This is a genomic window from Spiribacter roseus (assembly GCF_002813635.1).
Lineage (GTDB): Bacteria > Pseudomonadota > Gammaproteobacteria > Nitrococcales > Nitrococcaceae > Spiribacter > Spiribacter roseus.
The window spans coordinates 1,559,534-1,580,000 of sequence record NZ_CP016382.1 but is presented as its reverse complement, the minus strand read 5'-3'; the positions used below and the strand labels follow the sequence as shown (position 1 = coordinate 1,580,000).

Genomic DNA, 20,467 nt, shown 5'->3' with positions numbered 1-20,467 from the left:
TTAGTGATCCGGTGGTTCTGTATGGAAGGGCCATCGCTCAACGGATAAAAGGTACTCCGGGGATAACAGGCTGATTCCTCCCAAGAGTCCACATCGACGGAGGAGTTTGGCACCTCGATGTCGGCTCATCACATCCTGGGGCTGTAGCAGGTCCCAAGGGTATGGCTGTTCGCCATTTAAAGTGGTACGCGAGCTGGGTTTAGAACGTCGTGAGACAGTTCGGTCCCTATCTGCCGTGGGCGTCGGAGATTTGAGAGGATCTGCTCCTAGTACGAGAGGACCGGAGTGGACGAACCTCTGGTGTTCCGGTTGTCACGCCAGTGGCACTGCCGGGTAGCTACGTTCGGAAGGGATAACCGCTGAAAGCATCTAAGCGGGAAGTCCACCTCAAGATGAGATCTCCCCGAGGACTTGATCCTCCTGAAGGGACGTGGAAGACGACCACGTTGATAGGCTGGGTGTGGAAGTGCAGTAATGTATGAAGCTAACCAGTACTAATTTCCCGTGAGGCTTGATCATATAACCCCAAGAGGGCTATTGGACATTGGTCCTGCATGCCATCGACAACGTTCCTGACGCCAATGGCGCGGCTGACGCGCCTTTGGTTACCGGTTTGCCTGGCGAAAATAGCGCGTGGGAACCACCCGACCCCATTCCGAACTCGGAAGTGAAACTGCGTAGCGCCGATGATAGTGCCGCCTCGCTGTGGTGCGAAAGTAGGTCATCGCCAGGCTCTTACAGCGAAGCCCCCGCTGGTCTTACGACCGGCGGGGGTTTTTTTTGGGCGCTCGATGGGCGTCCGGTCGATTTCAGCGAACAGGGCGTTGCCATCATGTCCCGACAGGCCACACGCTATGCTGCGGATGCCGCTGCCCGATCGAGGGTATTGAGCGAGGCCCTTGGCCCCCAGTGGGGGACTGTTCCCATCCATGTGTTTGAAACCCTCCCCAGTACCAGTCGCTGGCTGGCCGACCGCCCACTCGATCAAACAACGCTTGCGGTCGCTGACGAGCAGACCCGGGGACGGGGCCGTCAGGGGCGTGAGTGGCAGTCACCGTCCGGGGGGATTTATTTCAGTGTCGGACTACCGATGGACCCCGGCGTGAGTGTGCCCGATGGGCTGTCCCTGGTGATGGGGTTGCAGCTTGCCGAGGCACTGACCGCGGCCGGGTTTGCCGGGATCGCCCTCAAGTGGCCGAATGATCTGGTCGTCGACGATGCAAAACTCGCCGGTTTGCTGGTGGAGCGGCTGCCCAATGCCTTGATCGTCGGTGTCGGGGTGAACACCCGGCCCGTCCCGGAGGGCGCGGTAGTCGCGGGGCGGCGTGTGATCAGCCTGCGTGAGTTGGCCGATCGCCCCACCGGCGACGCGCTGATTGGCACGCTGGCAGGCGCGGTCCTTACGGTGACCACCTGGACGGCGACGCAGGTCGAACGGTTGCTTGAGACGCGCTGGCCGGTGTTTGATGCGCTGGCCAATCGCGTTGTCATCGCTGAACAGGCCGACGGAACGCGCCGGCAGGGCCGGGTGCTTGGGGTGACGGCGGCTGGCAACCTGCGTCTTCAGACCGACACCGGCGAACACCGGCTGGCCGCCGGCGAATGCCACATCGGGCCGCACACAGGAGCCGCATCGTGACTGAACTGTTGATCGATATCGGCAACAGCCGCATTAAATGGGCGCGCGCCCACGAAGGTCAGATCGTGGGCGGCGCGCGTGCCGCATCGCATGATTCGCTGGAGCATGTCTTCAACGAGTGGCGGGCGCTGGCCGCACCGCCGGAGCGCGTGCGCATCGTGAATGTTTCTGATGCCAGTGTCGCCGGTCAGCTCTCGGACTGGATGACGAGTCACTGGGCCATCCGCCCCGAAACGGTCTACACCCCGGCAATGGGCGGCGGAGTGCGGGTGGCCTATGCGCGCCCGGCGGAGCTGGGCACTGACCGGTGGCTGGCAATGGTCGGCGCAAAAGCCGCCGGCTATGCCCCGGCCTGCGTGGTTGACTGTGGCACGGCGATCACGGTCGATGTGGTGGCGGCGGATGGTACGCACCAGGGCGGGCTGATCGTCGCAGGCCTCGCCGCCCAGCAGGCCGGACTGGCGCAACTGGCCCCGGCGCTGCCGAGGGTGGAGTGGTCGACCCGGGCGCCCTTTCTGACCGCTGATACCGAAGACGCGCTGATCAGCGGATACCTGCATGGCACCGCACTGGCGATTCAGGGCATCGTGCGGCGCTGCATGAAAAACGACGCGGCCCGACTGACACCGGTGCTGACCGGTGGTGACGCCCCGCTGCTTGCCCGTTATCTGGACATGGATGTCTGTCTGCGGCCCGACCTGGTCCTCGAGGGCCTCGCTCAGCTGCCCTGAGATCCGCGCCTGCATTGCCCCGCTGCGCGCGGCCGGTTACCCTTTCACCGTTGATCGCGAAGCTGGCGTAGCTCAGTTGGTAGAGCAGCTGATTTGTAATCAGCCGGTCGGGGGTTCGAATCCTCTCGCCAGCTCCAATCCGATCCCCTCCCCGCCCATCACCGGCGACGGCCGGTATGTGGAAAACCACAATTTCTCAGCTGCCATGCCCTTCGTACCATTGCGCGAATAAATATTACGCGGTGGAGGGAAGATGTCGCTCACTATTGGCACGATGATGGCACTGTCGTTCGTGGTGTCCCTCATTGGCCTGGCCTTTCTGATCTGGGCGGTCGCCTCAAAGCAGTTCCGCGTCGACCAGTCGGATGCCGAGGTCATTTTCTCGGGCGCTGAAGGCGAGGATCACGCGCCCGACGATCCCACCAGCTTTGGCTTTCAGGAAGACGCCGAGCCCGGCGAGGGCACGGATACCCGCCATCGCAAGTTGATCTTTGCCCTGATCGGCTTCGGGACCTTCTGGTTGGTGCTTGGCTCGATCTTCGGGGTGATCGCCTCGCTCAAGCTCCATCTGCCGGACTGGCTGACCGGGTCGGCGCCGCTCAGCTTCGGGCGGATGCGCACGATGCACCTGAACTCGGTGATCTACGGCTGGCTGTCACTGGCAGGCATCGGGGTCGCCATGTTCCTTGTGCCGCGGCTGTTCAAGACGCCACTTCGCGGCGTCAATCTGGCCTGGGGCGGGCTTGTGCTATGGAATATCGGCGTTGCGGTCGGTGTCTATGCCATCGCCACCGGCTGGACCGACGGGATGGAGTGGCTCGAGATCCCCTGGCAGGTCGATATCCTGCTGGCGGCCGGCGGTGCCTGTTTTGCCGCGCCGCTGGTTCTGACCGCGGTCAACCGCAACGTTCACCACATTTACGTGACCGCCTGGTATTACCTGGGCGCACTGGTGTGGTTTCCGGTGCTCTTCGTGATCGGCAATCTCCCCATTCACACCGGCGTGCAGGGGGCCACGGTCAACTGGTGGTTCGCGCACAATGTGCTGGGCCTGTGGCTGACGCCGATTGGCGTCGGCGCCGCTTACTATGTCCTGCCCAAGATCATCGGCAAGCCGATCTACTCCTACCGCCTCTCGCTGCTGGGGTTCTGGGCCCTCGCGCTGTTCTACAGTCAGGTGGGCATGCATCACCTGATCGGCGGGCCGGTGCCCACCTGGGTGGTCACGCTTTCGGTGGTGCAGTCGGTGATGATGTTCATTCCCGTGATTGCCGTGGCGGTCAACCAGCATGTGCTCTGGGCCACGAATCTCTGGGCGTTCAAACAGTCACTGCCGCTGCGCTTTGTGGCCTTCGGTGCGGTGATGTACACGCTGGCCTCGTTCCAGGGCTCCATGGAGGCGGTCCGCGCGGTCAATACGGTGACGCATTTCACCCATTACACGGTCGCGCATGCCCACCTGGGGGCCTATGCCTTCGTCTCGCTGGTGCTGTTCGGCACGGTCTACTACCTGATGCCGATCCTCACCGGGCGACTCTGGCCGGCGCCGCGCCTGATCGCCCTGCATTTCTGGCTGGTGGCCATCGGCTTCGGTGTCTACTTTTTCTCGCTCAGCATCGGGGGCTGGCTGCAGGGGCTTGCGATGCTCGATGCCAGCCGTGACTGGCTGGAGTCGATGCAGCTGATGCAGCCCTATCTGGAGGGGCGCTCTGTGGGCGGCACGCTGATGACGCTGGGCCACCTCCTGTTTGCGATCAATCTGCTGTCGCTGGTGTTCGCGCCGCGTCGGTCCACCGATCCCGTGGGCACGGCGACGCCGGCCACAAGCGCCAGCTGAGGAGCCACTCATGAACAAAGTCTTTCCGCTGGCCGTTCTCGCTTTCGCGATTCTCGCGTTCGCGACGCTCATGCTGGTGATCTTTCCGGCGGCACAGATCCGCACGGTCGAGCCCGCCGAGGGGCTTGAGCCCTACACCGCAGTCGAGGAGCGCGGTCGGCAGCAGTACGTGGACCTGGGCTGCTACTACTGCCACTCGCAGCAGCCGCGCAGCCCTGAGCAGGCGCCCGATCTGCAGCGTGGCTGGGGGCGTCCGACCACGCCCGCCGACTATGTCTACGACGACCCGCACGTCCTCGGCACCATGCGCACCGGGCCGGACCTGATGAATGTCGGCGCGCGGATGCCCAGCCAGGGCTGGCACCTGACCCATCTGTATCAGCCTCGAGCCATCGAGGAGAGCAGCATCATGCCGGCCTATCCGTTCCTTTTCGAGGTCAAGCAGAACCCCGACGAGGACGATGTGGTCGTGCCGGTGCCGGCTGAATATGCACCGGCGGACGGTGCCAAGGTGGTGGCCCGCCAGAGCGCACTGGACCTGACCGCGTACCTGCTCTCCCTTGACCGGACCTATCCGGCCAAGGATGAGGAGCTGCGTGACCTGGGTTTTGATGGCGGAGACGCACGCTGATGAGTGATCACAACGACCAGCGCCCGGAGCCGCAGCGCACCCCGCTCAAGGAAAGCCGGTTCGAGCCTTACGAGGTCAACCGACCGATCCCCATTTTTGTACTGGCAGTTGCCGTGGCCCTGATGGCCTGGGGCGTCTACACGCTCTGGTCCAATTCCGGGCCGGCCACTGAGTCAGCCGCTCTCGAAGAAGCGCCCACGGTAGGAATGACCGGCGACAGGGATGTCGCGGATGGGCAGGGATCGCTCATAACGGTTGGCGCCTCGCTGTTCGAGTCGAACTGCGTGACCTGTCATCAGGCGAACGGGTCGGGCATCAGTGGCGCCGTGCCGCCGCTGGCAGGCTCGCGTTACGTCACCGGGCCCGCCGAGGCGCCGGTCCAGATCCTGCTGCACGGTATCAGCGGCGTGATCGCGGTGGCCGGCAATGAATACGATGGTCGTATGCCGCGATTCGGCGAGACGCTGAGTGATCGTGAAATTGCGGCAGTGGTGAGCTACATCCGCCAGCAGTGGGGTCATGACGCCGGAGCGGTGACTCCGGCGTTCGTCAGCGAACAGCGCGGCCGCTTCGAGGTCGGGCGGAGTCCGCTGGGCGGTGGCGCCGAGATTGAGGCGGTCACCGGGATATCCGCCCGGCTGACCCGCACGGCCGCAACGGAGGCATCACAGTGAATATGAAACGTCTGAGTGCGTGGCTCTCATCAGCCCTGCTGCTCATGCTGGCCCTGCCGGTGGGCGCGCAGGAGGTCGACGAGGATCTGCCCGACGAAAGTTACGCCGCCGAGATCTACGCCGCTGAGGCGGCGGAGGTGGATCCGGCCGAATACGCGACGCTGGCCCGCGAGGGTCAGGGCGACGTCTGGTCGTGTGCCAGTTGCCACGGCGCCAAGGGCGAGGGCAATGGCAATATCCCCCGGCTGGCGGGGCTGTCGAGCGGCTACATCGCCAAGCAGCTCAATGCCTATGCCGAGGGCGTGCGCATCAATCACAACATGCAGTATGTGGCCGATAAGCTCACCCAGAAGGAAATGCTCGGCCTTGCCCGCTACTACGCCGAAATGGAAGCGCCCAGCGCCGCCGAGGCCGAACTGGGTGGCGATCTGGAGCGTGGCCGCGAGCTGGCCAACCACGGCGACTGGGATATCGAAGTGCCGGCCTGCTACAGCTGTCACGGCTCGTCGGCCTGGGGTGTTGAACAGGCCTTTCCCAGCCTGGCGGCGCAGCAGCCCACCTACACCTATGCTCAGCTGGCGGCATGGACCGATGGCCGTCGCAAAAACTCGCCGCTGATGTTGATGCAGGGCATCGCCCATGCCCTGTCCGATGCGGACAAGCGGGCGGTGGCCGACTATCTCGCGACACTGCCGGCGCCGCCGGCGGAGGACTCCATCAATGAGTAACCATGACAACAATGATCGGCCCCGTAAGGACCCGGGGCGGACCACGCTTCGCCGGGCGCTGATCGCCGTCGCCATCGCGGCGGGGCTGGTGGCCATTGGCGCCGGCCTCTACGCCAGCGGCATTTACGCGCCCATCGCCCAGTCGCCCGACCGCGAGCCGGACGAAGGCCGCGAGCTCGCCGAAGAGGCTGCCGAGCGGCGCGAGGAGTGGCTTGCCGAGCGCCAGGAATATACCAATGATCCCGCCGCCAACCCGCCCGCGCTGCCGGTCAGTGAGGAGGGGTATTTCATTCCCAATGACGTGGCGGACGCCCCGGACAACGAGTTCGGCGATTCGGTACGCCGTGGCTACGAGGTGTTCACCAACACCCAGACCAATGCCTCCGAGCACGTCGGCAATGGCATGAACTGCGCCAACTGCCACCTCGGCGGTGGGACCGTGCCCGGGTCGGCGCCGATGTCGGCGGCGGCCGTGGAGTACCCGGCATTCCGTGGCAAGAACAAGATCATCAACACCATGGAAGACCGGATTCACGGCTGCTTTACCTATTCGATGAATGCCCAGGGCTCGCCGAGTGGCAGCCCGCCGCCGCGCGACGGCGATATCTACAAGGATCTGCAGAGCTTTTTCTACTACATGGCCGAGGGCGCACCGCTGGAGGGCAACCTACCGGGCCGTGGCTACTCCACCCCGCCGGAGCCTGAGCAGGGCTACAGCATCAGTCGGGGTGAGACCGTGTTCGAGAACAACTGCGCGGTCTGCCATGGCACCGATGGCGGTGGCCGGCAGGACCCCAACGGCCGCTGGATCTTTCCGGCGCTCTGGGGGGATGACGCCTTCAACTGGGGGGCGGGGATGCACCGCATCAACACCGCCGCCGGCTTCATCAAGCACAATATGCCGCTGGGTCAGGGCGGATCGCTCACCGATCAGCAGGCCTGGGATGTGGCGGCATACATCAATAGCTGGGAGCGGCCGGCGGATCCGCGGCAGTTCCGCGACAACCTGAGTGTTGCCGAGACCGACGAGCGGTTCCACGAGCACACCCCCAACTGGTACGGCGACGTCATCCGCGGGAATCTTCTGGGCGACGGCGTCCCCGGTGAGCCCACTGAGCAACCGCCGTCGGCGGGCGCGCCGCGGCACCGCGATCAGGCAAGCCGCTAGCGCCCGGGCATGAGTACCGCGGCGGCGACGCTGTCCCGGACGGAAATGGCCGCGCTGGCACCCGCCGGGCGTGGCCTTTTCTCGATCGAGGGGATGTGGTGCCCCAGTTGTGCGGCCGCCACCGAGCGGGTGATCGCCCGAGTGCCGGGCGTGACGCGCGCACGGGTCAGCTTTGCCACGGGCTCGGCGCTGGTTGACTGGGACCCGGAGCGGATCGATCTGCCGGGTCTGCTGCGGGCGGTGGAACGGCTGGGCTATGTGATCGGTCCGCCGCGTGCCCCCGAGGAAACCGTTGCCGCCATTGATGGTGAGATCAATCGCCTCGGCCTGCGACTGGCGGTGGCCGCTTTCTTTGGCATGTGGGTGATGGTGCTCGCCATCATGCGCTATCTCGAGCCGGCGGCGCTGGGGAATACCCCCGTCGGACACACCCTGTCGATCATTGCCATGGGCCTGGTCACACCGGTGGTCGGGTTTTCGGCCGCACCGTTTTTTGTCGCCGGCTGGCGGACACTGCGGGCGGGTATCCCGGGGATGGATGCGCTGGTCAGCATCGGCGTGATCGGCGCCGGCGTGCTGTCAGTAATCGAGCTGGCTCAAGGAGGGGCGCACGTCTATGCCGACACCATGGTGATGCTCATCGTGCTGCTGTCCATCGGGCGACTGGTGGAGATGCGCACCGTCCGGCGGGCGGCCACGGCCATCGGTGCGCTCGAGCGCGAGGTCCCTGAACGGGCCTTTCCCGTGGAGGGGGACGGGCCGGTGGATGCGGCCGAAGTGGCGGTGGGCACCCACATCCAGGTGGCCGCCGGTGCCCGCGTGCCGCTGGACGGCGATCTGCTCGAGGGCGCGACGCGGGTCGACGCCAGTCTGCTGACCGGCGAGTCGACGCCGGTCAGTGTTGCCCCGGGTGGGACCCTGCAGGCCGGCACCATCAACCTGGATGCCCCGGTCACGATGCGCGTGACGGGCGCCGTGGGTGAGCGTCAGATCGACCGCATCCTCGGCCGGATGGTCGAGATGCAGGGCAACCGCAGCGAGATCACGCGCCTTGCCGATGGGCTGGCACGGGTCCTGGTGCCCGGCGCACTCGGGCTGGCGGCGCTGGTGGCGGTGGCGGGAACGGCGCTTGGCCTGCCCGCTGAGGAGTCCCTGCTGCGGGCCCTGTCCGTCGTGGTGATCGCCTGTCCCTGCGCGCTCAGTGTCGCCGTCCCGGTGACGTTTCTCAGCTTTGCCGAACGTGCCATGGGCCGTGGGGTTCTGTTCCGCAGCCCGGCGACCATGGAGCAGGCCGGACAGCTGCGGAATCTGCTGATTGACAAGACCGGCACCCTGACCCGCGGGGAGCCGGCGATCATCGAGGCGGTCACCGCCGACGGTGTCGCGGAATCTGAGCTGCGCGCCCTTGCCGCTGAGGCCGAGGCGGGCATTGACCATCCAGTGGCCCGGGCGCTGCAGGATCCGGCGCAGGGGCCGGAGCATGGCATCCATCGGCGCCGGGAGGGGCGTGGCGTCATCATGACCCGTCCCGATGGCAGCGAGGTCCGGGTGGGATCACGGCGCTGGCTGCATGAGGCCAGCGTCCAGGTGCCCGTGCTGGCAACGCCGTCGAGCCAGGCGGCCAGTGGCGCCACGCAGATCCATGTCACCCGCGATGGCGACTGGCTGGGCTGTTTCGCGCTGGGTGACCCGCTTCGCCCGGCGGCGGCTGCGACGGTCGAGTCGTTGCAGGCCCGGGGTTTCAGCCTGCGGATGGTGACCGGCGATAGCGTGGATCCCGCCCGGCGGGTGGCCGCTGAGGTGGGACTGGCAGAGGACGCCGTGGAAGCGGGCTGTCGGCCCGAGGAAAAGGCCGATCATGTGCTCGCCGCGCAGTCCCGGGCGCCGACCGCCTTCATCGGGGATGGCATCAATGACAGCGTCGCCATGGCGGCCGCCGATGTGGGGGTGGCCATCGATGGCGCCAGCCATGCGGCGACCAGCAGCGCTGGGCTGGTGGTGGCCCGGGGCGGGCTGCCGGCCCTGGCCGATGCGCTCGGTCTGGCCCGCTCGGCAAGGCGACGCATGCGCCAGAACCTGACCCTGGCGGTGGTCTACAACGGGGCGGCGATCCCGTTGGCGGTGGCCGGGGTCATCCCGCCGTCGGCGGCGGCGCTGGCCATGCTCGCCAGCTCCCTGAGTGTCATGGCGAATGCGGCGCGGCGGGGGCAGGGGTGATAGCATCTACGCTGCAACGCAAGGGGTGCACGCAGCCGGGTCTATGCGAGTCCTTCACACATTCAAGGTCTACGACCTCGAGCGCGAGGGCGGCGTCCAGCGCGCTATCACGGCGCTCGCCGCGGGCGAGGCTGGCGGCGCCGTTGAGCATGATTTCTTTACGCTGGCCGATAACGGCCCGTGGACACTTCAGCCAAACGCCGATCCGCTGACCGTTCACGCCGCACGGCGGACGGGGCGCTGCTGTGCCACGGATTTCTCGGTCAGTGCCCGGCGCCGGTTTCGGGCGCTCGCCCGCGAGGCGGACATCGTCCACTATCATCTGCCGTGGCCGTTCGTGCACTGGCTTGACAGAGCGGTTCCTTCCGAGACGCCCAGAGTGGCGACTTACCACGCCGATATCTGCCGCAATCCGCTGCTCAAGCGCCTCTACGAGCCGATGATGGAGCGCTTCCTGCATCGGCTTGATGCCGTCATCGCGACCTCGCCGGTCTATGCAAAGACCAGCCCCGTGCTCCAGCGCGTCGCGCCGGAGCGGCTGTATGTCGCCACTCTTGGCGTGGCGGTCCGGGATGATCAGGGGGTCGCCGTCGATCAGGCGCAGGCGGATCTGCGGGCGCGGCTGGGCGAGGCATTCATGCTGTTCCTTGGGGCGACCCGCCGCTACAAGGGCGCGGCGGTGGCGATCGAGGCATTGCGATACACCGATGCCCGACTGGTGATCGCTGGCGAATGTGTCGACCGGGCGGCCTTCACCGCTCACGCCGGTCACTGCGGTGTGGCGGATCGGGTGGTCTTCCTTGGGCGTGTGAGCGAGGCGCAAAAATGGGCATTGTTACGGCTCTGCCGGGCACTGGTCATGCCCTCAACGCTGCGCTCCGAGGCTTTCGGGCTCGCCCTCGTCGAGGCGGGCGCGGCTGAGCGGCCGGCGATCACCTGCGAGATCGGGACGGGGACGAGCTACGTCGTCCGTCACGGTGAGACCGGCTGGGTGGTGCCGCCGCATGATGCGCCGGCGCTTGGCGCAGCCATGGCGCAAGCACAGGCTGATCCGGCGCAGGCTGCAGCGCTCGGCCGGGCCGGTTTTGCGCGTTACCGTAACTGCTTTACGGCGACGGCCTATGCCCAGCGAATGCACGGCGTCTATGACGATCTGATTGGACAGGGTCGGACTGCGCCGGCATCATGCACGGCTATTCAGCCGCCAGAGACTAACGGCCGCGGGCCGCGCAACGGGGTCAACTCATGAAGGACGCCTCCCGGCAGGATCAGCCGGAGATTAAACGGATCCTCCAGGGCGCGAAATCCGGTTTCGTGGCGGTGGGGGTATTCAGCATGTTCATCAACCTGCTCATGCTCGTGCAGCCTTTCTATATGCTGCAGGTCTTCGACCGGGTCCTGCGCTCGCGCAGCACCGAAACGCTGCTGTTCCTGAGTCTGGTGGTGCTGGGGCTTTTCATCCTCATGGGCATCCTGCAGTTCATCCGCTCGCGGATTCTCGTCCGGGTCGGCGTGTCGCTGGACGAGCGCCTCGGTGAGCGGCTGTTTGATGCCATGTTCCGCAACTCGCTGCGCCAGCGCGGCGGCGGCAGCCCGCAGGCCATCGACGATCTGTCCAACGTCCGCCAGTTCCTGACGGGTCCGGGCATCCTGGCGCTCTTCGATGCGCCCTGGATGCCGGTCTATCTGGGGGTAATGTTCCTGTTCAATACCTGGCTTGGGATCTATGGCGTCGCCTGTACGCTGATCATCGGCGGGCTCACCTGGGCCAATGAAGTGTTCACCCGCGCGCCGCTCGCCAAGGCGAACGAGGCCAACCGCAACTCGCGGCGCTTTGCCGGGGACAACCTGCGCAATGCTGAGGTCATTCACGCAATGGGCATGGAGCCGGCGGTCCGCGAGCGCTGGCTGAGCCGCCAGGCGCGCACCATCAACGGGCAGGCCTTTGCCAGTGATCGCGCCGGCGTCTTCAGCAACGCCAGTCGGGTATTCCGCTTCATGGCCCAGGCCTTCGCCTATGGCATCGGCGCCCTGCTGGTGCTGCAGGGGCAGATGAGTGGCGGCATGATCATCGCCTGCGCGATCCTCATCGGCCGGGCACTGGCGCCGCTGGATCAGATCACCGGCGCCTGGCGCCAGATCCAGCAGGCGCAGGAGAGCTATGGTCGGCTCAGCCAGTTGTTTGACGGCTTCCCCGAGCAGCCCCGCCATACCAGTCTGCCGGCTCCTCAGGGTAGTCTGCGCCTCGCCAATGTCCTGGCGGCACCGCCGGGCACGCGCACCCCGGTGCTGCGCGGGGTGGGGCTGAACGTCGAGCCGGGTGAGGGGCTCGGCGTCATCGGGCCCAGCGCCGCCGGCAAGTCGTCGCTGGTGCGGGTCATTCTGGGGGTATGGCCGCTGCTGAACGGATCGGTCCGGCTCGACGGGGCGGATATCGATCAGTACAACCGCGATGAAATCGGACCCTACATCGGCTATCTGCCCCAGGACATCGAACTCTTTGAAGGCACGGTGTCCCAGAACATCGCCCGCTTTGGCGAGGCCACCGATGAGGCCGTGGTGGCGGCGGCCAAGCTGGCCGGCGCGCATGAAATGATACTCCAGCTGCCGGACGGCTATGACACCGCGGTGGGCGTGGGCGGCAACACCCTCTCCGCTGGTCAGCGTCAGCGTATCGGTCTAGCGCGAGCCTTGTTCGGCACGCCGCGCCTGGTCATCCTAGATGAGCCCAACTCCAATCTGGACGATGCGGGCGAGCAGGCATTGACCGGTGCGGTCGAGCGGCTCAAGGCTCAGGGCGTGACCGTGCTGGTGGTCACCCATCGGCGCAGCATCCTCGCCCAGATGGATAAGCTGTTGGTGCTCCAGCAGGGCCAGGTCGCCGCATTCGGTGCTCGCGAAGAGGTGCTCTCGCGCCTGCAGTCCAACACCGCCCAACCGCTGCGCGTCGCCGGTAACCAGCAGAACAAGGGAGCGTCGTAATGAAGTCGCTCATGCAACGCTTTCGTCGCAACGACAGCGCCGGCGAGTTCATTCCAGCCGCGGGCAGTGCCCGCGAACAGGCGGCCCAGTCGGATGGCATTCCCGTTGCCTCCGGCAACTATCGGCGTTTTACCCTGATCGGGACCCTGGTGCTGGTGATTGGCCTGGGCGGCTTCCTGATCTGGTCCGCGCTCGCACCGCTGGCCAGCGCGGTGATCTCCAACGGTCAGGTGGTGGTCGAGGGCTATCGCACGACCCTGCAGCATCTCGAAGGGGGAATCATCGAGGACCTCCACGTCGAGGAAGGCGAGCAGGTGGAACAGGGCGAGGTGCTGGTGGAGTTTGATGGGGCGCAGGCGCGCTCCGATCTGGCCGTGGTCGAAAGCCGTCTGCTCACGGCACTCGGTCAGCGGGCCCGGCTGCGGGCCGAGCGCGACGGCGACTCGGCCATCGAGTTTCCTGCCGCGCTGACCGAGGCGGATGAGCGCGAAAAGGCCGCTGAGATCATGGCCAACCAGCGCGCCATCTTCAGCGCCCGGCGTCAGGCCCTGAAAACGGATCTCAGCCTGCGCGCCCAGCGCATCGAGGAGTTTGAGGAACAGATCCGCGGCCTGCAGTCGCGGCTCACCGCAGTCGATTCGCAGATCGCCTCGTTTACCGAGGAAGTCGAGGAGTGGTCGGGCCTGGTCGAGGAGCAGCTCTCCGACAAGCAGTCCCTGCGTGATGCCCGGCGGCGGCTCGACGAGTATCGCGGCCAGCGGGGGCAGTTGATCTCCGATATCGCGGGGATCCGCGCTCAAATCGCCAGCACGCGCATGGAGCGCAGCCTGCGGCAGGAGGAATACGACCAGGAGGTCGCCTCACGCCTTGGCGAGGTGCAGGGTCGGCTGCTGGATGCCCGGGCACGCGTCAGCGCCCTGCGCGACAAGCTCTCGCGCACCGTGGTGAGTGCGCCCACCGATGGCTCGGTGGTGGGGCTGAAGGTTCATAGCCAGGGCAGCGTGGTCAGTCCGGGCGAGGCGCTGATGGACATTGTCCCACGGCAGCGCCGGCTACTGGTGGATGCCCGGGTGCCACCGGATAAGATCGATGATGTGCGCGTTGGTCAGGCGACGGATCTGAGCTTTCCGGCACTCAATACGATCTTCATCAACAATATCCAGGGCGATGTCGTGTCGATCTCGGCGGATGCGCTCACCGATGAGCAGAACAACGAGAGCTATTACCTGGCGCGGATTCGGGTGAGTGAGGCCGGTGTGGCCGCGCTGCGCGCGGAGAACTTTCAGCTCGAGCCGGGGATGCCCGTGCAGGCATTCATCAAGACGGGGTCGCGCAGTTTCCTTGGCTATCTTGTCAAGCCCTTCAGTGAAATGGCCTCGAGGGCGTTCCGTGAGAGCTGACGTGATGGCACCGCGCAGCACGGCAATCATGCTCAGCCTGCTTTGCGCGGTGGGTTTTGCAACATCGGCGACCGCGCAGACACCGAATGGTGATGATGATGGCCCGCTGGGGCTCTTCCAGGCGTACCAGTCGGCGCTCGACTATGCCCCGGTGATCGACGAGCGCCAGTCGCTGGTGGATGCTGGGGAAGGCGTGGTCGACCAGGCCAAAGCCCGGCGTCTACCGAATATCTCGCTCGACGCCCGTTATACCGATGCGCGTTACGAGACCGGCGATGTCCGCATCGACCGGGAGACGGGGACACGTGAGCAGTTTCTCAACACCACGACCAAGACCAGCTACAACTACGGCATCAACCTGACCCAGCCGATCTACGATCGCGGCGTGTCCACCAACCTGGCGGAGGCCCGAGCCCGACGTGAGGTGGCGGATGCAGAGCTGGGCGCCACCCGCCAGGCCCTGGCCGCGCAGGTGGCGGAGGCCTATCTGCGGGTGCTGCGGGCACGCGCCAACCGCTCGCTGGCCCAGGCCGAGGCCAACGCCTACCGCGCCCGATGGGATCAGATGGAGCGCCGTCTGACGCGCGGCCTGGCCAGTCAGGTGGACGTGCTGGACGCGCGGGTCCGTTTTGAGACCGCACTCAGCGATATCGCTCAGGCCAGCAACGAGCTGGATGCCGCGCGTCTTGGGCTTGAGCGGCTTACCGGCCGTAACCCGGACCAGTTGCTGTCGGCTACGCCACAGTCCATGCCGCTATCAGACGCCCCGACTGATGGGCGGGTCGCGCAGTGGCTGGAGCAGGCGGGCCGCTCCAACCCGACGGTCGCGGTTGAGCGCGAGCGCCTGACCCGCGCCAGCGAAACCGTTTCGGTCCGCCGGGCAGAGCGCTTTCCGCGCGTCTCGCTCGAGGCGCGGTACAGCGATACCAATGCCACCGATCAGCTGATTCAGGGCACAGACGCCCGGGTACTGTTGCGGTTGCAGGTGCCGCTTTTCAGCGGTGGTGGCCTGACCGCCGGGGTGGACGAGGCCCGGGCCCGGCGCATGGCCCAGTCGGCGGCGCTGGAGGATGCCCGCCGTCAGGCGGTGATCGACACCCGGGCGGCAGTCAACGAGCTGCGCAATGCCCAGCGCCGCATCCAGGTCTCGCGTCAGGCGCTTGACACCGCCAAGGCGCAGGTCGAGGCCAGTGAGGAGGGCCTTGAAGTGGGGGTTCGCGACCTGGTCGAGGTGCTTGATGCCCGCGCGCAGTTATTCAGCATCCGCCGCGATCTGGCCGAAGCGGGGTATGACTACCTCATCGCCCAGGTGCGGCTGAAGACCACCACCGGCGAGTTCCAGCCGACCGACCTGCGGGAACTCGATCAGCGGTATCTGGATGAGGTGGTGGCGCTCCAGATCGGCGATGAATAACGGCGATAGAACGGCGCCCCATTCCAGATCCGTGCCGAGCGGTGTCAGGCTCCTTAGAACCCATCCCGAGTTGGATTATGACGCGCTTGAGCGCGAGATCGACCGCCGCTTAAACCGGTCGGTCGGCGTCGGGCAACCGGATGCCGGCCCACCCAGCATCACGCAGTCAGCCGCAAAACCGTCACTCCTGCGCGGGGTCGTCTCGCGCCTGGTGGCCACTCGCTTCATGCGAGAGGAGCTCGCGGCTTATCCGCGGCTCTACCGAGGGGTTCGACGGCTCTATCACGCGGTGCGAAAGTCCCAGTGAAAAGCATCACCGCCATCCACCAGTTCTCGGTCTCCTGTTCGCCGGGCGATGGCATCAGCAACAGTATGTTATTCATCCAGCGACTGCTGCGCGGGTGGGGCCTGGCATCCGAGATCTATGTCATGGACCGCCCTGAGTCGATGCGTGATGCGGCCAAGCTCTATGAAACCCTCGAGCCGACCCAGACCGATCTGCTGCTCATCCACCATGGTGGCGGCAACCCCGCGGCGCGCTGGCTGCACCGGCTCTCCTGCGCCAGGGTGTTGGTTTACCACAACATTACGCCAGAGCGGTTTTTCCCGGCCGATGACCCCCTGCGGCAGACCCTCGCCTACGGCCGTGAGCAGCTGATCGATTGGAAGCACTCGGTCAACGGGGCGATTGCCGTATCTCCCCGGAACCACGCCGAACTCATGGAGGCCGGTTATCCACCGGACAAAACTGCCACCATACCCCTCCTGGTCGACCTCGAGCGGTTTAGGAGAACACCCTCAACGCAGAGGCTGCAGCCGCAAAACAACGCTCGGCAATTACTGTTTGTCGGCCGTTTGGTGCCGCATAAAAACCCACAGGGCCTTGTCGCCATGCTGGCGGAGCTGACGCATATAACGGCTCAGTCGGTCCGCCTCACGCTCGTGGGAGAGGGGAGTCGTACCGCGTTCGCGGCGCTGCATGATCTGGCAGCACGGCTCGGCGTATCAAATCGGGTCGAGATCACCGGCAAGGTGAGTGATGAACGCCTCTCAACGCTCTACGCCGAGGCCGATCTCTATGTGAGCATGAGCGAGCATGAGGGATTCGGCATGCCGCTTGTCGAGGCGATGATCCATGAAGTCCCGATCGTCGCCTATGCCGCGCCCGAGAGCAGCATTGTCGATACCGTCGACGGCGGAGGCTTGCTTCTTGATCGCGCCGATCCCGCCATCGTCGCGGCTACGGCGGCGGTCTTGCTGGACGACGCCGAGCTACAGGGGCAGTTGATCGAGGCCCAGAAACCTAGACTCGAGGCGCTCCAGCCCGACCGTCTTGAGCAACAACTGGAAGATTTCCTGCGATCGCTTGGAATGGCGCCGGAGACTGGCAAAGGGGTCAGCGCTGCGTACAATTCAGGGGATGAACAACGAAGTGACTGAATCTGATCGCGCCGACGTAGCCAACGCCAATCAGCGGGTGACGGAATGACCGCACTCCATGCCCTAGAACCGCTCATGGCCAGAGTGAGGAATCTCTGGGCTTATCGGTACTTCGTGGCAAGCTCGGTCCGAAACGAACTGGTCTCGTCGCTGACACGTAGCCGCCTGGGTATCTTCTGGCTCTTTGCGCAGCCTCTGAGCCTGGTGATCATCTACACGCTGATCCTCTCCAACGTCCTCTCGGCCAAGCTGCCGGGTGTCGAAGGGCAGTACGCCTATGCCATTTACCTTACATCGGGGATTTTTGCCTGGACGCTGTTCAGCGACGGCGTCAGTCGGGGGACAGCGCTATTCATAGACAGCGCTGATCTCATGAAGAAGCTGAGTTTCCCGCGGGTGGCGCTGCCGGCCGTCATGTTGGGGACCATGATCGTTCAGAACTTCCTGTTCCTGCTGGTGGCCCTTGGGGTGTTCTTGCTGCTCGGGCATTCCTTCAGCTTTGCCATGCTCTGGGTGCCGGTGCTGATGATTCTGTTCGGAGGGTTCGGAGCCGGGATCGGGCTGGTCTGTGGGGCACTCAACGTCTTCATCCGTGATGTCGGCCAGTTGATTCCGATCCTGCTTCAGTTCGCCTTCTGGTTCACGCCCATTGTCTATCCAATCAAAATCATCCCGGAGTCCTATCAGGGGTTATATGACCTGAATATCATGTACTGGTTCGTCTCGGCCTATCACGACACTATCGTCTACGGCAGAGTCCCGGATATAACTCATTTTCTGGTGATGGCCGTGGCCTGTCTGGTAGCCGTGCTGGTGGCGGGCTTTCTCTTCCGTCGCGCCTCCCCCGAGATGGTCGATATGCTATGAGCGAGATCCGGGTTAGAAACCTCAGCAAAGGCTTCCGGCAGTACAAGTCCGAGTGGCACCGGATCGCCAACTGGCTCTATATTAACCGCGCACCGGCAAAGACATTCTGGGCCGTACAGGATATTTTCATCGATGTGTCGCCAGGCGAGGCGGTCGGCATTATTGGCCGTAATGGCGCGGGTAAAAGCACGCTTCTGAAACTCCTTACCGGCACCATGACCCCTAGCACAGGCGAGATCCAGATCGGTGGTCGCGTCAGCGCTCTGCTGGAGCTCGGTATGGGGTTTGATCCGGAGCTCACCGGCCGGGAGAATGTCTATCATGCCTCCAGCCTGCAGGGCTTCGATCGCGGCCAGATCGATGAGCGCATCGATGCCATCGAGGCGTTCGCCGAGATCGGCACCTACTTTGATGCCCCGGTTCGCACCTATTCGAGCGGTATGCAGGTCCGCGTCGCGTTTGCCGTGGCCACGGCCTGGCGGCCGGATGTGCTGATCGTTGACGAAGCCCTGTCGGTTGGCGATACCTACTTCCAGGCGAAAAGCTTTGACCGTATCCGCGCGTTTCTCGCCGAAGGAACCACGTTGCTGCTGGTCTCCCATGACCGGGCCGCCGTGCAGGCGCTATGCAGTGTCGCTTATCTGCTGGAGGACGGACAGATTCGCACTCACGGCGACCCCAAGGCCGTTTTCGAGTACTACAACGCCACACTGAGCGAGCGCGATGGGGTAGCCACCGTCATCGAGCAGCAACCCGACGAATCCGGCGATTTGGTGACCCGCTCCGGCGATGCATCGGCGCGGATCGAGTCTGTGCGCCTGGTCAACGATAACGACGTGGAAGTGGATCTGCTCGAGGTCGAACAGCGAGCGAGGCTGTGCATCACCGCCCGAGTGGTCCAGGACATCCCCGAGATGGTGATCGGGTTCGAGATCCGCGACCGGCTTGGGCAGCCGGTCTTCGGAACGAACAGCGCCTACAATGAAAAGGTGATCGAGGGGCTCCGCGCGGGGGCGACGGTGGCGGCGGATTTCGCATTCTCGGCTAATCTGGGCGAGGGCGGGTATGTGGTCAGTATTGCGCTGCATGCTGGTTTCGACCACACGCAGCGCTGCTATGACTGGTGGGATGGCGCGGTCAGTTTTGAGGTGGTGAATTCGGCCTTGCCGAAGTTCTCTGGCTCGGCCTGGCTCCCGACAGACATCACGGTGATGGTCGATGACTGATGCATCGCTTTTCTATCGCCGGTTCGAGGACCGATACCGCGGGTCGCGGGAACTGATCCTTGAGCGGCTTCGCGGTTATACCCCTTACCTGAAGGTCCTCAAGCGCCGACATGGGAAGGCCGCTCAGGCCCTGGATCTGGGGTGTGGCCGTGGCGAGTGGCTGGAAGTGCTTGGCGAGGTTGGGTTAGAGGGGCGCGGCGTCGATCTTGATGCCGGTATGCTCTCCGCCTGCGAGGAAAGGGGCTTCAACGCCGAATACGGCGACGCGATCGCCGCACTGCGGTCCTGTGAAGAGGGGTCGCTCGCGCTGGTTTCGGGGTTTCATATTGCCGAGCACCTTGAGTTTGATGTCCTTCGGGAGCTGATCGCCGAGGCCTACCGGGCGCTCGCGAAGGGCGGCATGCTGATCCTGGAGACGCCGAACCCCGAGAACCTTCGGGTAACGGCGGTTGATTTCTACATGGACCCCACCCACCAAAATCCACTGCCTCCGCGACTGCTTGCGTTCGCTGTAGAATTCTACGGATTCGATCCATGCCATATCCTGCGACTGCAGGAGCCCGTTGTCGCTCACGATGCGCATTTTCCGTCCACTTCGGAAATCTACAACTGCGCTAGCCCCGATTTTGCCGTGATAGCTGGTAAAGGTTGGTCTGCGACGATGCGCAAGCGGATCGGGGCGGCTGCTGACAAGCATGCAGGTGTAACCGCTGAAGCGCTAATGGATCGGCATGATGTAGCTCAACATCACCAGCAGGAGCGTATTGATGGTCTGTTGGAAGAGGCCCATTCGGATCGGGAGAGACTGGATCAGCAGCTTGCGGCCCTCCATAGCGACCGTGAGCGTATTGATTGGCGTATTGATGGTCTGTTGGAAGAGGCCCATTCGGATCGGGAGCGAGTGGATCAGCAGCTTGCGGCCCTCCATAGCGACCGTGAGCGTATTGATTGGCGTATTGATGGTCTGTTGGAAGAGGCCCATTCGGATCGGGAGCGAGTGGATCAGCAGCTTGCGACCTTTAGAGACGCAGTGCGCCAAGAGGCCGAAAATGATCGTCATCAACTCCTAGCGCTTGTTGAGGACACAGCCGAGCTGTCAGAGCGGTTCGCCGTGCTTGATGAGCGATTGAATGAACTGTATGACAGCCGTTCATGGAAGATTACAGCGCCGTTGCGAGCGGTCTTCGGTTTTGCGCGGGAAGTCAGGGCCGGGCTAGCGATCCTCCCTCGCCGCACTGCCAGGCGTCTTCTGTATTCGCACCGACTTCGCAGCTTTTTGGTTAAGCACCCACGAACTTATCGGGTGCTGAGTCGACTGGTTCGAGCATTGGGCATTCACCGATGTATATGGGCACTCGCTGCTGAGCCGTCAGACAAGGGGGCGGCGCATTCGAGTGAGGCTTCGGTGTCCTTCAGTCAGGCTCCCGATTCACCTGCACATGACACTCCGGGGTTGCCGCGACACGCGCAGCACGTGCACCGGCGCTTGAAAAGGAAATTCGAGTAGAAGACC

The 20,467-nt window shown here is 64.6% G+C and carries 16 protein-coding genes, 1 tRNA gene and 2 rRNA genes (1 of these 19 only partly in view); all 19 read left to right on the top strand.

Annotation, left to right across the window (positions count from 1 at the left end; translation table 11 throughout):
* A 23S ribosomal RNA gene (locus BBH56_RS07775) occupies positions 1 to 519 on the top strand (it extends 2,373 nt beyond the left edge of the window).
* Positions 520 to 616: 97 nt separating this feature from the next.
* Positions 617 to 733: ribosomal RNA gene (gene rrf / locus BBH56_RS07770) — 5S ribosomal RNA — on the top strand.
* Positions 734 to 931: 198 nt separating this feature from the next.
* The gene (locus BBH56_RS07765) at positions 932 to 1,639 is read left to right on the top strand and encodes a biotin--[acetyl-CoA-carboxylase] ligase (protein WP_157809127.1); all 708 of its coding nucleotides are present in this window, start codon (positions 932 to 934) and stop codon (positions 1,637 to 1,639) included.
* Entirely contained in the window at positions 1,636 to 2,370 is a 735-nt protein-coding gene (locus BBH56_RS07760) for a type III pantothenate kinase (RefSeq protein ID WP_157809126.1), read from the top strand. The genes BBH56_RS07765 and BBH56_RS07760 overlap by 4 nt, the downstream gene beginning before the upstream one ends.
* Before the next feature lie 61 nt (positions 2,371 to 2,431).
* Positions 2,432 to 2,507: transfer RNA gene (locus BBH56_RS07755), tRNA-Thr, on the top strand.
* Between the two features lie 116 nt (positions 2,508 to 2,623).
* Positions 2,624 to 4,207 (top strand): cbb3-type cytochrome c oxidase subunit I, encoded by a 1,584-nt coding sequence (locus BBH56_RS07750; RefSeq protein ID WP_148122461.1) that lies wholly within the window; start codon positions 2,624 to 2,626, stop codon positions 4,205 to 4,207.
* Positions 4,208 to 4,217: 10 nt separating this feature from the next.
* Positions 4,218 to 4,838, top strand: a complete 621-nt coding sequence (locus BBH56_RS07745) for a cbb3-type cytochrome c oxidase subunit II (RefSeq protein WP_148122460.1) — start codon at positions 4,218 to 4,220, stop codon at positions 4,836 to 4,838.
* Positions 4,838 to 5,512 carry a c-type cytochrome gene (locus BBH56_RS07740; protein ID WP_198515207.1) on the top strand — a complete coding sequence of 225 codons (675 nt, stop codon included), beginning with the start codon at positions 4,838 to 4,840 and terminating at the stop codon, positions 5,510 to 5,512. Before BBH56_RS07745 ends, BBH56_RS07740 begins: the two co-directional genes overlap by 1 nt.
* 2 nt (positions 5,513 to 5,514) lie before the next feature.
* Positions 5,515 to 6,240 carry a c-type cytochrome gene (locus tag BBH56_RS07735; protein ID WP_148122459.1) on the top strand — a complete coding sequence of 242 codons (726 nt, stop codon included), beginning with the start codon at positions 5,515 to 5,517 and terminating at the stop codon, positions 6,238 to 6,240.
* A complete protein-coding gene (locus BBH56_RS07730) occupies positions 6,233 to 7,408 on the top strand; it encodes a c-type cytochrome (protein ID WP_157809124.1) in 1,176 nt (391 codons plus the stop codon). The genes BBH56_RS07735 and BBH56_RS07730 overlap by 8 nt, the downstream gene beginning before the upstream one ends.
* A gap of 9 nt (positions 7,409 to 7,417) precedes the next feature.
* Entirely contained in the window at positions 7,418 to 9,625 is a 2,208-nt protein-coding gene (locus BBH56_RS07725; RefSeq protein ID WP_148122457.1) for a heavy metal translocating P-type ATPase, read from the top strand.
* Between the two features lie 43 nt (positions 9,626 to 9,668).
* Positions 9,669 to 10,874, top strand: coding sequence for a glycosyltransferase (locus BBH56_RS07720; RefSeq protein ID WP_198515206.1), 1,206 nt, complete (start codon positions 9,669 to 9,671; stop codon positions 10,872 to 10,874).
* The gene (locus BBH56_RS07715; RefSeq protein WP_148122455.1) at positions 10,871 to 12,607 is read left to right on the top strand and encodes a type I secretion system permease/ATPase; all 1,737 of its coding nucleotides are present in this window, start codon (positions 10,871 to 10,873) and stop codon (positions 12,605 to 12,607) included. Before BBH56_RS07720 ends, BBH56_RS07715 begins: the two co-directional genes overlap by 4 nt.
* Positions 12,607 to 14,007 (top strand): HlyD family type I secretion periplasmic adaptor subunit, encoded by a 1,401-nt coding sequence (locus tag BBH56_RS07710; protein ID WP_148122454.1) that lies wholly within the window; start codon positions 12,607 to 12,609, stop codon positions 14,005 to 14,007. The genes BBH56_RS07715 and BBH56_RS07710 overlap by 1 nt, the downstream gene beginning before the upstream one ends.
* 4 nt (positions 14,008 to 14,011) lie before the next feature.
* On the top strand, positions 14,012 to 15,421 hold the full coding sequence (locus BBH56_RS07705; protein ID WP_198515205.1) for a TolC family outer membrane protein: 1,410 nt from the start codon (positions 14,012 to 14,014) through the stop codon (positions 15,419 to 15,421).
* Positions 15,422 to 15,724: 303 nt separating this feature from the next.
* Entirely contained in the window at positions 15,725 to 16,861 is a 1,137-nt protein-coding gene (locus BBH56_RS07695) for a glycosyltransferase family 4 protein (RefSeq protein ID WP_148122451.1), read from the top strand.
* Between the two features lie 45 nt (positions 16,862 to 16,906).
* Positions 16,907 to 17,728, top strand: coding sequence for an ABC transporter permease (locus BBH56_RS07690; RefSeq protein ID WP_148122450.1), 822 nt, complete (start codon positions 16,907 to 16,909; stop codon positions 17,726 to 17,728).
* Positions 17,725 to 18,954, top strand: a complete 1,230-nt coding sequence (locus tag BBH56_RS07685) for an ABC transporter ATP-binding protein (protein ID WP_148122449.1) — start codon at positions 17,725 to 17,727, stop codon at positions 18,952 to 18,954. Before BBH56_RS07690 ends, BBH56_RS07685 begins: the two co-directional genes overlap by 4 nt.
* Positions 18,947 to 20,461 carry a class I SAM-dependent methyltransferase gene (locus tag BBH56_RS07680; RefSeq protein ID WP_148122448.1) on the top strand — a complete coding sequence of 505 codons (1,515 nt, stop codon included), beginning with the start codon at positions 18,947 to 18,949 and terminating at the stop codon, positions 20,459 to 20,461. Before BBH56_RS07685 ends, BBH56_RS07680 begins: the two co-directional genes overlap by 8 nt.
* Positions 20,462 to 20,467 lie beyond the last annotated feature (6 nt).